The sequence below is a fragment of the Streptomyces sp. NPDC094147 genome, assembly GCF_044764265.1.
Classification (GTDB): domain Bacteria; phylum Actinomycetota; class Actinomycetes; order Streptomycetales; family Streptomycetaceae; genus Streptomyces.
Map to the genome: position 1 here is coordinate 194016 of NZ_JBIWHT010000010.1, position 13499 is coordinate 207514.

At 71.5% G+C, this 13499-nt stretch carries 12 protein-coding genes; 3 read left to right on the forward strand and 9 right to left on the reverse strand.

Translation table 11 applies throughout. From position 1 onward, the window contains the following. Positions 1-100: 100 nt before the first annotated feature. Genes ACIQ8J_RS17980 through ACIQ8J_RS18005 form a run of 6 tightly spaced genes read right to left on the reverse strand, consistent with a single transcriptional unit; the run spans position 101 to position 5302 of the window. Positions 101-1342 carry a cytochrome P450 gene (locus tag ACIQ8J_RS17980; protein WP_403272478.1) on the reverse strand — a complete coding sequence of 414 codons (1242 nt, stop codon included), beginning with the start codon at positions 1340-1342 and terminating at the stop codon, positions 101-103. Beyond that, positions 1339-2568: a cytochrome P450 gene (locus ACIQ8J_RS17985; RefSeq protein ID WP_403272479.1), complete on the reverse strand. Its 1230-nt coding sequence runs from the start codon at positions 2566-2568 to the stop codon at positions 1339-1341. The genes ACIQ8J_RS17980 and ACIQ8J_RS17985 overlap by 4 nt, the downstream gene beginning before the upstream one ends. Continuing rightward, on the reverse strand, positions 2565-3110 hold the full coding sequence (locus ACIQ8J_RS17990) for a GTP-binding protein (protein WP_403272480.1): 546 nt from the start codon (positions 3108-3110) through the stop codon (positions 2565-2567). Before ACIQ8J_RS17990 ends, ACIQ8J_RS17985 begins: the two co-directional genes overlap by 4 nt. A gap of 55 nt (positions 3111-3165) precedes the next feature. Next, positions 3166-3513 (reverse strand): DUF742 domain-containing protein, encoded by a 348-nt coding sequence (locus tag ACIQ8J_RS17995; protein WP_403272481.1) that lies wholly within the window; start codon positions 3511-3513, stop codon positions 3166-3168. After that, the gene (locus ACIQ8J_RS18000) at positions 3510-3911 is read right to left on the reverse strand and encodes a roadblock/LC7 domain-containing protein (RefSeq protein ID WP_365435513.1); all 402 of its coding nucleotides are present in this window, start codon (positions 3909-3911) and stop codon (positions 3510-3512) included. The genes ACIQ8J_RS17995 and ACIQ8J_RS18000 overlap by 4 nt, the downstream gene beginning before the upstream one ends. Continuing rightward, entirely contained in the window at positions 3908-5302 is a 1395-nt protein-coding gene (locus ACIQ8J_RS18005; RefSeq protein WP_403272482.1) for a sensor histidine kinase, read from the reverse strand. Before ACIQ8J_RS18005 ends, ACIQ8J_RS18000 begins: the two co-directional genes overlap by 4 nt. Positions 5303-5556: 254 nt before the next feature. Between ACIQ8J_RS18005 and ACIQ8J_RS18010 the strand changes: the two genes are divergently transcribed. Then, positions 5557-8421, forward strand: a complete 2865-nt coding sequence (locus ACIQ8J_RS18010; protein WP_403272483.1) for an FAD-binding and (Fe-S)-binding domain-containing protein — start codon at positions 5557-5559, stop codon at positions 8419-8421. Between the two features lie 237 nt (positions 8422-8658). Further along, positions 8659-9609: an EamA family transporter gene (locus tag ACIQ8J_RS18015; protein WP_403272484.1), complete on the forward strand. Its 951-nt coding sequence runs from the start codon at positions 8659-8661 to the stop codon at positions 9607-9609. Positions 9610-9687: 78 nt separating this feature from the next. On the opposite strand, the gene ACIQ8J_RS18020 is transcribed toward ACIQ8J_RS18015, so the two are convergent. From ACIQ8J_RS18020 to tgmA, 3 genes are read right to left on the reverse strand one after another with little or no spacing between them, the layout of a single operon-like run. Beyond that, the gene (locus ACIQ8J_RS18020; protein ID WP_403272485.1) at positions 9688-10845 is read right to left on the reverse strand and encodes a methyltransferase domain-containing protein; all 1158 of its coding nucleotides are present in this window, start codon (positions 10843-10845) and stop codon (positions 9688-9690) included. After that, entirely contained in the window at positions 10842-11789 is a 948-nt protein-coding gene (gene tgmB / locus ACIQ8J_RS18025; RefSeq protein ID WP_403272486.1) for an ATP-grasp ribosomal peptide maturase, read from the reverse strand. The genes ACIQ8J_RS18020 and tgmB overlap by 4 nt, the downstream gene beginning before the upstream one ends. Before the next feature lies 1 nt (position 11790). Next, on the reverse strand, positions 11791-12024 hold the full coding sequence (gene tgmA / locus ACIQ8J_RS18030) for a putative ATP-grasp-modified RiPP (protein WP_403272487.1): 234 nt from the start codon (positions 12022-12024) through the stop codon (positions 11791-11793). 295 nt (positions 12025-12319) lie between these two features. On the opposite strand from tgmA, the gene ACIQ8J_RS18035 reads away from it, so the two are divergent. Continuing rightward, positions 12320-13429, forward strand: a complete 1110-nt coding sequence (locus ACIQ8J_RS18035; protein ID WP_403272488.1) for a helix-turn-helix domain-containing protein — start codon at positions 12320-12322, stop codon at positions 13427-13429. The last annotated feature ends 70 nt before the right edge of the window (positions 13430-13499 follow it).

The following is a 13499-nucleotide window of genomic DNA, read 5'->3' on the forward strand; positions in this document are numbered from 1 at the left end:
GGAGCGTATCCGGTTCCGACCGGCCGAGGTCACCGGGTCCGCCGGATGAGACGGGCCCCACGGGGGGCGGGACGCCTGGGGGCGGAGCCCCCAGGTCGGTTCAGGTCAGCCGGACCGGTAGGGCGAAGAGGTCGTTCTGGGTGACTACGGGCTTGTTGCGGAGCTCTTCGCGGGGGACCGCGAGCCGCAGGCCGGGGAAGCGGGCGTACAGGGCCGGAAGGGCCACGCCGGCCTCCAGGCGGGACAGGGCCGCCCCCGGGCAGACGTGCGGACCGTGGCCGAAGGAGATGTGGCGGTTGGGGGCACGGGTGACATCGAAGTCGCCCGCCGAAGCCCCGTGCTGCGCCTCGTCGCGCCCGATCGCTCCGAAGGAGACGATCAGCGCCTCCCCCGCCGGGAGGACCCGTTCGCCCACCGCCACGTCCTCGCTCGCGAAGCGGAACAGGACGTGCGAGGTCGGCGTCGACCACCGCAGGGTCTCCTCGATCACGTTCTCCCACGGCACCGCGCCGTCGAGCACCAGCTCGCGCTGCTCGGGGTGGGTCTCCAGGGCCACCACCGCGTTCACGATGAGGCTGATCGTGGTCTCGTGGCCCGCCGCGACCATCAGCTGGAGCGTGTTGGTGATCTCCTCCGTGGTGAGGTGGTCACCGTCCTCGGAGGCGGCGAGCAGCGCACTGGTCAGGTCGTCGCCCGGCTCGCGCCGTTTGGCCTCGACGATCCTCCCGAACAGCTCGCCCAGGTCCGCCATCATCCGCGGCACCTCCTCGGGCGGCGTCTGCGTCGAGAAGAACTTCTCGAACAGGGCCTTCAGCCGCGGGTGGTCGGCCGCGTCCACGCCCATCAGCTCGCTGACCACGTCCATGGGCAGCGGGTACGCGAACTCCGCCTTCAGGTCGACCACTTCACCCGCCGGAAGCGAGGCGAGCCGGGCCAGCATCGACTCCGTCAGCTCCTCGATGCCCGCCCGCAGCCGCTCCACCCGGCGTACGGTCAGCGCCTGCGCGACCAGGGTGCGAAGCCGCCGGTGCTCCTCGCCGTCGACCGTCAGCATCGACCGGCCCGGGTTGGCGAGCCCGATCAGCGGCCAGTCCGGCGGGATCTCGCCGCGCCGCCAGGCGCCCCACGCGTCGATGTCCTTGACCAGCCGCGGGTCGGTCAGCAGCCGGCGGGCCTCCGCGTGGTGCGTCACGGAGTAGCAGGCGACCCCGCCCGGCAGCACGACCCGTACCAGCGGACCGGCCGCGCGCAGCGCCGCGCTCTCGGCGTCGAGGTCGCCGACGAGCGGGTCCAGCGTGATGGCGCCACCGTGGTCCACGGGGCACTTCGTCCGGCTGCTCATCGGGCTGCTCCAAGGGCGGGAGTGGGAGTGAACGTCACGGGAAGCTCGGTCAGGCCCCGCAGCCACGGGGACGGGCGCCGGGTCAACTCCCCTGCCGTCAGGGCGAGATCGACGTCCGGCAGCCGGTCGAGCAGCACCTCGATGCCGGTACGCGCGATGACCTCGGCGACCTCCTGCGCGGGGAACGGGCAGCGGTGCTCGCCGTGGCCGAACGAGAAGAAGGCGTTGTTGCCGCCGGTCAGCGCCCCCGCGTCGGTCCGTACCTGCGGGTCGCCGTTGGCCGCGGCGAGGCCGAGAAGCAGCAGATCGCCGGTCCGGATGTGCTGCCCGCCGAGCCGGGTGTCGCGGGCGGCCCAGCGGCCCGCCACGTTCTGGGTGGGGGTGTCCTCCCACAGCACCTCGTTCATGGCCTCGCCGACGCTGTGCCGGCCGCCCGCGAGCGATGCCGCGAACCGGTCGTCGGTGAGCATCAGGCGCAGCGAGTTGCCGATCCAGTCCGCGGTGGGCTGGTGCCCGGCGGCCATCATGACCATCAGGTCCTGGCCGACCTCCTCGACGGTGAAGCCGTACGGGTTGGCGAGCATCCGGGACGCCACGTCCTCGCCGGGCTCCACCTGCCTGGCGGTGAGCAGCGCGTACATCGACTCGGCGAGGTGGCGCTGGCCCTCCAGCGCGCCCTCCCTGCCGTTGATCATGTCGTTCATGGCGGTGACCAGGCCGGGGCCCTGCTCGTCGGCGAATCCGTACAGCCGGGCAAGCACGCGTACCGGCAGGAGCGTCGCGTACTGCCCGACGATGTCGCAACTGCCGCCGCCGCACAGCGCGTCGACGAGCTCGTCCGCGAACCGCTCGGCGTGGCTGCGCAGTTCGAAGGGGTCGACGGCCTCCAGGGCGTCGGAGACCATCGCGGCCCGCTCGCGGTGGCGCTCGCCGACCGTGTACAGGATCGACGGCTGCTTGCGGCCGATCATGGGGAGCAGCGGCCAGTCGGCGGGGATGCGGTCCCACTGGTTCCACAGGCCGGAGTCGCGCGAGAACAGCATCGGGTCGCTGGTGACCTGGTGCAGCTCGCGGTAGCCGAGCACCAGCCAGGCCGGGACGTCGCCGTCGAGGACGACGGGCGCCACGGCGCCGTGGTCGCGCCGCATGTCCCGGTACAGCGCGTTCGGTTCGGTCTGGAACCGGGGCCCGCTCAGCGGGACGGGGGCGGGGGTCTGGCGCGTCACGGTATGAGCTCCGGTGCCTTCTGCAGGCGTGCGAGGTGTTCTACGAGGGTGATGAGGACGGACTTGCCGGACTCCCGCGAGCGGGCGTCGCACCGCATCAGCGGCACCTCGGCGGGCAGGTCGAGCGCCTCGCGGACCTGGGCCTCGGTGTGCACGGGCCCGCCGAAGTCGTTGCAGGCCACCACGAACGGCGTGCCGTGGTGCTCCAGGCGGTCGATGGCGTACCAGGAGTCGGCGAGGCGGCGGGTGTCGACGAGGACGACCGCGCCGAGCGTGCCCGCGAACAGCCGGTCCCACAGGAACCAGAACCGCTCCTGGCCGGGCGCGCCGAACAGGTACAGGACGTTGTGCGCGTCCAGGGTGATGCGGCCGAAGTCGAAGGCGACCGTGGTCGCCGACTTGGTGCGGACGCCGTCGAGGTCGTCCACCGCCTCGCCCGCCTTGGTCATGGTCTCCTCGGTGTTCAGCGGACGGATCTCGCTGACCGAGCGCACCATGGTCGTCTTTCCGACGCCGAAACCACCGACGACGACGATTTTCAAGCCGTTGTCCGCGGTCCTCGCCAGGGCTGGCCGCTGCGAGGTCGAGGCGGGCCGGTCAGAGATTTCGGAGGCCAACGAGCACCTGCTCCAGGATGTCGGGGTCGGGAAGGAGGTGGGCCGAGCGCGGGTGGCGGGCGCTGATCGCGCCGGTGGCGTGCAGATCGGCGAGCAGGATGCGGACCACCGTGACGGGCAGGCCGAGCTCCGCGGCGATCTCCACGACCGCCGTCGGGAAGCGGCACATCCGCAGGATCGCCGCGTGCTCGGACTGCATGCCGGGCACCGGATCGGACTCGGTGACCACCAGGGTGACCAGGTCGAAGGCGTCCGAACCGGAGCGGCTGCGGCCGCCGGTGAGGGTGTAGAGCCGGTCCGGCGAGTCGTCCCGGCCCGGCCTGCTCATGCCCGCGGCTCGGCGCTGAGGTGTTCGCCGAGCTGCTCCACCAGCTCGGACATGTTGTGGCCGACGAGCCCGGCGTCCGCGTCCTCGGCGGCGACCACCGCGAGGTGCGCGCCCTCGCCCGCCTCGACGATGAAGAGGATGCCGCCGTAGAACTCGGCCATCGCGGAGCGCACCCCGCCGCTTCCGTCGCCGAACTCCATGGACGCCCCGTGCGACAGGCTCTGGATGCCCGCGGCGATCGCGGCGAGCTGGTCGGCCTGGTCGACGGAGAGCTCTGGCGTACGGCACAGCTTGAGGCCGTCGCGGGACAGGACGAGCGCGTGGCGGGCGCCGGGCGTGCGCTGGAGCAGGTTCTCCAGGAGCCAGTTGAGCTTCTCGTCGGTGGTGGTGCCGGTCATTGCGTGGTGCCTTCCGGGGTGGGGGATTTCGCGCGTACGGCCTGGCGGAAGCTGCTGAAGCGGGCGGCCGCCTGCGATGCCGCGGCCGAGGCGCGGGCCGGGGCCGGCGGGGCGTCGGGACCCTCGGGGTGGGCGGCGGCCAGCGCCCGGCCGCGTCGGCGCCGGGGCAGCCCGCTCTCGCCGAACTGCGGGAATTCGCCACTGGTTTCGGCGCCGGTCTCGCCACCGGTGCCGGCGTCGGCACCAGTTGCGTCGGTGGCCGGTTCGCGGGTGGCCTCCGGTTCGGGTTCCGCCTGCGGTGCCTGCGGTGCCTGCGGTTCGTGCGGTACGTCGGTGACGGGCGCGGCCGGAGCCGCGGCGACATGGGTGATCAGCTCGTGCGGGAGCAGCACAAGCGCGCCGGTGCCGCCGCGCGCGGACGGCCGGAACGACACCGTGAGGCCGTGCTTGCGGGCGAGGCGGCCGACGACCGCGAGGCCGAGCCGGGTGCCGGAGAGCCCGGCCAGGTCGGTGGACCGGCCGGAAACGGCCTGTTCGGCGCGGCGCTGCTGCACCTCGCTCATCACCAGGCCGCTGTCCTCGACGGTGATGATCACCCCGGCCGGGACCTCCTCGACGTACACATGGACCTCGGCGGTCGGCGGCGAGAAGTTGGCCGCGTTGTCGAGGAGTTCGGCCAGTGCGTGCATGACGCCCTCGGCGGCGTGCCCGGCGACGGCCGCGTCGCTGGTGGAGTGCAGCCGGACGCGCTGATAGCCGCCGATGCGGCCCATCGCGCCGCGCAGGATGGACTCCATGACGATGGGCTTGGCCCAGCGGCGGCCCGAACGCGCCCCGGTCAGTACGGCGATGGAGTCCGCGAGCCGGCCCGCCTGCGCGGTGCGGTGGTCGAGGTGGAGGAGGTCGCCGAGTACGTCCTCGTCGGCGTGCCGGTGCTCCATGTCGCGCAGGTCGGCGAGCATGCCGGTGGCCAGCGCCTGCATGCGGCCCGCCGCGTTGGCGGTGGCGGCGAGCGCGGCGGCGCGCGCCGACTCGGCCCGGCGCAGCTCCGCGGTGTGGGCGGCGACCAGGTTCCTGCGCTCGGCGGCGTGCGCGGCGTCCCGGCGCACCGCGTCGGCGCTGCGCCGGGCGGCGTTGGCCTCCTGGGCGCCGATCTGGCCGTTGAGCGCGGCGAGCCGGGCGCGCAGGACGCGGTTGCGCAGCACCGTGTGTGTCACGGCGAACGCGCCGGCGCTCAGCAGCGCCGCCGCACCGCCGAGGCTCCAGCCGAGTACGGCGCGGGAGCCGGGCGCGGCCGTGACCACGGCCACCGTGCAGAACGCGCCGGTGACCACCGCCGTGATCAGCAGGGCCAGCGCGGAGGGGCGGGTGAGGGAGGGCGACGCCGTCATTGATCAATGCCTTACAGCGCTCATGGCGGGCGAAATGGAAGAGGGGGTTCCTAGGGCAACGATGGGCAACTATAGGAGAGTTGATGAGCGATTTGGACAGTTGCTGGTGAAGATTGCGGCTCATTACAGTCGATGAGGGACTGTGCGGGTTCGCATTCAGGTCATCTTCGGCTGTTTCCGGACACGGGACGGGCGGCGCCGCGCCAGACCCCTGCCACCTCCGCGCCAGGCCCCTGCCGGGGCATCCTGACCCCATGGCAGATGGCGCGAAGGGCCCCGGACGAGTGCGTGGGCCGGAATCCGGACCGGAATCCGGACCGGAAGGCGAGCTGGAGCGGGAGCTGTCGCGGGCCGTGCGCGGCCGGGTGGACTTCGGGGTCACCGCCCGCGCCCTGACGACGATGGACGCCTCGAACTACCGCCGGGTGCCGCTGGGCGTGGTCGCCCCGCGCGACGCCGACGACGTGGCGGCCGCGCTGGAGGTCTGCCGGACGTACGGGGTGCCGGTGGTGCCGCGCGGCGGCGGCACCTCCATCGCGGGCCAGGCCACCGGCACCGGGATCGTGCTCGACTTCACCCGCTTCATGCGCTCCCTGGTCTCGGTGGACGCCGCGGCCCGAACCGCCGTGGTCCAGCCGGGAGTTGTGCTCGATGTGCTCCGGGAGGCGGTCGCTCCCCACGGGCTCACCTTCGGGCCCGATCCCTCGACGCACAGCCGGTGCACGCTGGGAGGGATGATCGGCAACAACGCGTGCGGGTCGCATTCGGTGGCCTGGGGGACGACAGCTGACAACATCCGTGATCTGAAAGTCGTCAGCGCACAGGGCACGCTTCACCAGCTGTCGCAGGGATGGCAGAAATCAACAGCGCCTGTTGGCCTACGCGATTTCGTCAGCCGTCATCTGTCAATCCTCCGCACCGGCTACCCCCAGGACCTCCCGCGCCGCATCTCCGGTTACGCCCTGGACGCCCTGCTCCCCGAACGCGGCGCCGATCTGGTGCGGGCGTTCTGCGGCAGCGAGGGCACGCTCGGGGTGGTGACCGAGGCGACCGTCCGCCTGGTTCAGGCGCCGCGCGCCCGCGCCCTCGCCGTGCTCGGCTACCCCGACGAGAGCGCGGCGGCCGAGGCCGCCCCCGGGCTGCTCCCGTACGGCCCGCTGACCGTGGAGGGCATGGCCGCCGATCTCGTACGGGTGCGCGGCGACGTCGGGCTGCCGCGCGGCGGGGCCTGGCTGTTCGTCGAGGCCGGCGGGGCGACGGAGGCCGAAGCGCGGGCGCGCGCCGAGGAGTTGGCGCGCGCGGGCGACGCGCCGGCGGCCGCCGTGGTGAGCGACCCGGCCGGGATGCGCGCGCTGTGGCGGGTCCGCGAGGACGCCGCGGGCACCGCGACCCGGATGCCCGACGGCACCGAGGCGTGGCCCGGCTGGGAGGACTGCGCGGTGCCGCCCGCGCGCCTCGGCGGGTATCTGCGCGAGTTCCGCGCCCTGCTGTCCTCGTACGGGCTGCGCGGCGCCCCGTACGGGCACTTCGGCGACGGCTGCATCCACGTCCGCATCGACTTCGACCTGCTGACGCCCGCCGGGATCGCGCGCTTCCGCGGCTTCTCCGAGGAACTGGCCGGCCTGGTGGTCGCGCACGGCGGCTCGCTCAGCGGCGAGCACGGCGACGGACAGGCCCGCGCCGAACTGCTCCCCACGATGTACGGGCCCGAACTGGTGGGGCTCTTCGGCGAGTTCAAGGACCTCTGGGATCCGGCCGGAATCATGAACCCCGGCATCCTCGCCCGGCCCGCCCGGCTCGACGAGAACCTGCGCTTCGAGGTGCTGCCGAAGCGGCCGGTGGACGTGGCGTTCGGCTACCCGCACGACGGCGGCGACTTCTCGGCGGCGGTACGCAGGTGTGTGGGAGTCGCCAAATGCCGTACGGCGGAGGTGAGTTCGGGCGGCGGGGAGGTGATGTGCCCGTCCTTCCGGGCCACCGGCGAAGAGGCGCACTCGACGCGGGGCCGGGCCCGGCTGCTGCACGAGATGCTCGCGGGCGAGGTGGTCACGGACGGCTGGCGGTCCGAGGAGGTGCGCGACGCGCTCGATCTGTGCCTGTCCTGCAAGGGCTGCCGCAGCGACTGCCCGGTCGGCGTGGACATGGCCACGTACAAGGCGGAGTTCCTGCACCACCACTACCAGGGGCGCCGCCGCCCGGCCGCGCACTACGCGATGGGCCGGCTCCCCGAGTGGCTGCGGGCGGCCGCGCCGCTGGCCCGCCCGCTGAACGCGGCGGCCCGCGTCCGCCCGCTGGCCGCCCTCGCGAAACGGATCGCCCAGATCGCGCCGGAGCGGACGCTCCCGGCCCTGGCGCCGCGCACCTTCCTGCGCGCCGTGCGGAACAGGCCGGTGCCGCGGGACCCGGCCGTGATCCTGTGGCCGGACACCTTCACCGACCACCTCTCCCCGGAGGTCGGCCGGGCGGGCCTGCGCGTCCTGGCGGACGCCGGGTTGGCGGCGGCGCTTCCACCGGGGCGGGTCTGCTGCGGCCTCACCTATGTGTCCACCGGCCAGCTCGACCGCGCGCGGTCGGTCATGCGCCGCACCCTGGACGTGCTCGATCCGCTGCTCGGAGCCTCGGGCCCGCCCGTCGTCGTCCTCGAACCGAGCTGCGCGGCCGCCCTCCGCGCCGACCTGCCCGAACTGCTCCCCGCCGACCCGCGGGCCGCCCGCCTCGCGGCCGCCGTACGCACCTTCGCGCAGGCCCTGGAGGAGTGCGCGCCGCACTGGACACCGCCGCGGGTCGACCGCCAGGTGGTCGGGCAGACCCACTGCCATCAGCACGCGGTACTGGGCGACGCCGCCGAACGCCGTCTGCGCGAGAAGGCGGGCCTGACCGGCGGGCTCAGCGGCGGCTGCTGCGGGCTCGCCGGGAACTTCGGGTTCGAACGCGGCCACTGGGAGGTGTCCATGGCCTGCGCGGAGGAACACCTGCTCCCCTCGGTACGGGACGCCCCACCCGGCACGGAAGTACTGGCCGACGGCTACTCCTGCCGTACGCAACTGGCCCAGCTGGCGGGCCGCCGGGCCAGACACCTGGCGGAGGTGCTGGCGGAGCGGCTGGACGGTGAGGGGTAGCAGGGCCCAGCGCCGCTTACATTAGATGGAAGGTGTCATTCCGATCGACGGGGAAAAGGCTGTTGCGCTCACGGGGTGCAGTGCAACATAGTGGATGGGTAAGTCCATTGAAATGGACTTAAAGGATCGCTCAGGCTGTCCTGTGAGGCCCACAGCCCCCGTGACACCCGTGTAGCACCTGACACCCGTAACAGTGGAACCTCCAGATTGAAGTTCGTTGATTCGAGGGGAGTGCCGGTGAATCCGGTCAACAGCGCGCGTACGGCAGAGCCGGTAGCGGCGGCCGCCGTCGCCGTGCCGGAGGCGGCCGGTGCGCTGGGGCGCGGCGGAGCCGGCCGGCGGGCAGCGCTCGGGCCGGTCGCGCTGGTGGTGGCGGGCGGCATATCGGTGCAGTTCGGCGCCGCCATCGCGGTGACGCTGATGCCGAGGGCGGGCGCGGCCGGAGTCGTCACGCTGCGCCTGGTCGCCGCCGCGCTCGTGCTCCTGCTGATCTGCCGCCCGAAGCTGCGCGGGCACTCGCGGGCGGACTGGGGCACGGTCGTCGCGTTCGGCATCGCGATGGCCGGCATGAACGGGCTGTTCTACGAAGCCGTCGACCGCATCCCCCTCGGCGTCGCCGTCACCCTGGAGGTGCTCGGCCCGCTCGCTCTCTCAGTGATCGCGTCCCGCCGCCTTGTCAACCTCCTGTGGGCGGGTCTCGCGCTCGCGGGGGTCGTCCTGCTGGGCGGCGGAGGCTTCGACACGCTGGACCCGGCCGGTGCGGCCTACGCGCTCGGGGCGGGGGCGTGCTGGGCGGCGTACATCCTGTTCAGCGCACGCACCGGGCGCCGCTTCCCGCAGGCCGACGGCCTCGCGCTCGCCATGGCGGTGGCGGCGGTGCTCTTCCTCCCGATCGGCATCGCGCAGGCGGGCGGCAGACTCCTCGTCCCGTCGACCATGGCGCTCGGCGCGGCCGTGGCGGTGCTGTCCTCGGTCCTCCCGTACACCCTCGAACTCCTCGCCCTGCGCCGCCTGCCCGCGTCCACCTTCGCGATCCTGATGAGCCTGGAACCGGCGATCGCGGCGACCGCGGGGTTCCTCATCCTGAGCCAGTCGCTGTCCTGGCTCCAGGCGCTGGCGATCGCACTGGTCATCGGCGCGAGCATGGGGGCGGTGCGGAGCCAGGTGCGGCGGGGGGAGGGGCGCTGAGTGCTCCGCGGGACGTGACGCTCGTCGGCCGCGGGCCGGCCGTGGGCCGGAGCCGGACGGGGCCGCGCACGTCCGGCCTCACACGGGGAAGGACCAGGACCCGTCAGGGGACAGCAGGGAACTTCCCTCGGCGGTGAGTTCGGCCCGCAGCGTGTGCAGCGAGAACCGGTTGTCCTCTTCCCACCTGCGGCGGACGCGTTCGAGGTCGTCCCAGAGCCGGCGGGGTCCGCTCTGGTGCACCACGGGGGACGTGCCGTCCTCGGCGCGCGCCCATGAGCCGTCCGCGGCGAGCAGCCACACCACGCGGCGACCGTTGTCCGGACAGGTGGCCGCGCGGGTCTCGACTCCGGGCGTGTCCAGCTCGTAGAGCCACCGGAGCGGCCATTCCCGCCACAGGTCGGGAATCGGCCCGTCCGGGGACCGCATGTCCTCGCCTTGCCGTACTCGGGCGGACATGAACACGTCGTTCAGCTTCGCCGGGTAGTCCGCTTCCTGCCGGGTCTCCATGAACGTCGCCGGGTCGGGCTGGACGGTGCCCCGTGCGATGCCGTCGGTTCCCATGTCCGCCGTGATCAGCAGGGCAGTGCGGGCAATGCTCGTGACGAGCCGTCCACCGGGACGGAGTGCGCGGAGCCACGACGCGGGGACGGGCCGTACGGAAACGGTCGCCATGATGCGGTCGTATTCCGGTTCGGGGAGTTCACCGGTGGCGTCGATGGCTTCCACGCGCGGCGTACGTCCGAACTCGGCGAGGCGCCTACGGGCAGCCTCGACCAGGTACGGGTCCACGTCCACGCTGGTCACGTTCTCGTCCCCGAAGCGGCGGGCGAACAGACCGGCGGAGTACCCGGAGCCCGTACCCACGTCCAACACCTTGTGGCCGGGCTTGACGTCGAGCCGGTGTGCCATGGACACGATGAGCCCCGGCAGCGTGGACGACGACGTCGGATCGCCCCTGCCGTGCTCGCCGGGGGTGGCGTGGTCGGCGTGCGTGGGACCGACGCGGGTCACCAGCGTTTCGTCGGTGTACGCGGCGTGCAGCCGCTCGGGCGAGCCCTCCGGGAGCCCCACCAACTCCCATTCTTCCATTGGGCTGTTGGGGATGCGCTTCCACCAGTGCGGGACCAGACGATGACGGGGGGTGTTGGCCACCGCGTCATGCCATGCGGGGGCGTCGGCGGTCACCTTGTCCGCAAGCGACGTGGCGGCTTCGGCCCATGCGGACGCTTCGGTCATGCGGATTCTCCTTGCAGAGCGTCGGCCATGGCTTCAACGAGCGGAACACCGGCCTTGACGGCGAGCCAGTGCCACTGGCCGTTGGGGTTCACCTCGAAGAACACCCAACGTCCGCCCGGCGTGACGGCAAAGTCCAACGCGCCGAAGCACAAGCCGAGTTCGTCCATGAGCCGGCGGACCCCCTTTTCAACCCTTGAGGGCATGTCCACCACCTCGTACCTGTGGGACTTGTAGTCCGTCCGCCAGTCGAGCCGCGCGGCTTCGCTGTCCGTGTGGATGGCGACGGGGAACATGCGGTCGCCGATCACGGTCAAGCGCACTTCGTACGCCTTGGCCACGCGCTCTTGGAACAGGTGGGCGGTTCCGCTCACTCCGTCGTCCACTTGGTCCGCGGAGACGAGCGCCACGGGGAGGAACTGACGTTTCCCGTTGGGCCCGAGCACGCCACCGCCGAGCCCCTTGTAAACAACCGTGTCGTCCCCCATGAACCTACGGGCGTACTCGGGATCCGACGTGATCACGGAGAAGGGCACGGCCAGCCCGCACCGGGCGGCAACCGCAAGTTGCTTCGGCTTGTAGTTCGCTGCCGCATCGTTGGCCGGATGGTTGATCCAGCGCACGGGCAGCGAGCCGAGCACACCGAGCAGCCCGGAACGCGCCTCCGAGACCGCGAGCGCGCGAGCGTGTCTGGGCCAGTCGTCGGGGGTCCGGAACTCGTGGGGGCGACGCCACCACACCGACTTGACGGATTCCAGGCGGACCGAGCGGGAGCCGGTGAGGGAACCAGTCCAGCCGTCCCGGGTGAGGGCGACGGCCAGACGGGAAGCGGTCGGAAAGTCGGCAGTGTCATACCTGTCGACATGCTCACCGCGTTTCACCAGCTCCTCGACCACCGCATCGGCCGTGAGGTCGTCCCGGCCGGTCAGGATGAGGATGGATCGCATGTCAGTACAGGTCGGTTCCGCTGTCGGAGCCCGGCGACGAACCGTCGCCGTTGCTGGTCTCCGTCTGCGTCTCAGGCATCTCCGCCGTGATCGCGTGCCACGGGTTGCCCTCGGCGGAGATGTTCATCTGAAGCGCATCGCTGTATGTGATGACGGGCGCTTCGCTGCTCGTCGGAGCCGGTGACACCAAGTGCCGGACCCCGAAGGGGACAGGTGTTGACGTTGCGGTGCTCATACTGGGTTCCTCCTGTATTGGGGGGAGTCGGGAACACGGTCAGGACGGGAGTTCGGGGGTGCTCCAGCCAGCCACGAGCCCGCGCAGGGGGTAACAGGCCTGGCTGACCCGACTGACGCTTCGCGCGATGAGTGACCACGGGTGCTCAGCCCATCGCTTCGCTACCATCTGTATCCGGGCAGTACCACCCTGTAGTCACTGCTGGGTATCGGCTAGTGGCTTAACTAGGGTCAATTGCCAGGCCCCTGGGGCCCGTTGCCCTGCACAGGGTCATCCGTAGGGGCAAGATGGGTGCATGGCCATTCGGCACTTGATCAGGGACCTACGCGAGGCGCGAGGATGGAGCCAGGGCAGGCTGGCGAAAGCGATCAACGACACTTTCGGCACCAACCTGACTCGCGAGTACGTGAGCAAGTGGGAGCGAGGCAAGGTCACTCCCCAAGACTTCTACCTACGGTGTCTGTCTGCCGTGCTCGACGTCCCGTTGGCCATCCTTGAGGGTGAAGTGAACCGACGACAGTTCATCAGCGATGTTGCGGCGACGGCGATAGCCCCCGTTGTCGCGTCGGATCTCCTGTCAGCCGGGTTCGCCGCCCGGCTGAAGGGCCGCGCTCCGACACTCGATGACTGGGAAGGCAAGCTGACAACCTACGGCACCGACTACATGAGCATGGGAGCCGCGGACATCCAGCGCCGTGTAGCCGGCGAACTGGTCGTAGTGCAACAGCAGCTCGACACGCCGCACCTCTGGTCTGTGGCGGCGCGGCTCATGACGTTGTACGCAAAGACGTTCCCAGGCGGTGACGGCAGCAAAGCCGCCAACTGGTACCGCATGGCTGCCGAATCCGCCGACCGGTCCGGTGACGAGCAGACACGCGTTTGGGTCCGAGGCAGGGCGGCGATCGCGCTGGGATACGAAGGGGCGTCGCTCGGGCTCGCCGACGCCTTCGCGGAACAGGCAATGGCCGTCAGCGAGACGCCGTCGCTCGGACTCCTCAACGCTGTGATGGGGAAGGCGCACGCCGCAGCACTGCGCGGTGATCGTCGTGCCGCCTTCGCTCTTGCTGAGAAAGGGCGCCGTATTTTTGACTCCGCAGCGTCGTACGAGCAGACATCTGACTACGCCGTGCCGTACTGGCGTATGAGCGTGTTCCTGAGCCTCCTGCTTGCCCGGCTTGGTGACGAACGCGGAGCCATCGAAGCTCAGGACGCAGCGCGCAAGAACCTTCCTGCCTCGCTGCCAAGGTTCGCCACCCACCTTGAGATGCATCGCGGCTTGATGCTGGTCAAGGCGGGCGACAGGGCGGGCGGAGCCCGGTACGCCCAAGATGCGCTCAGCGCCTTGCCGCGGGAAAAGCACAGCCTCACGCTCCGGATGCTCATGGAAGAGATCGAGCAGGCATAGCCGCCCAAGCGGGATCTGCCCGAGTGGTACGGTCGGCCGAAAATAAATGCAAGCACGCTTGCTTGTTTCA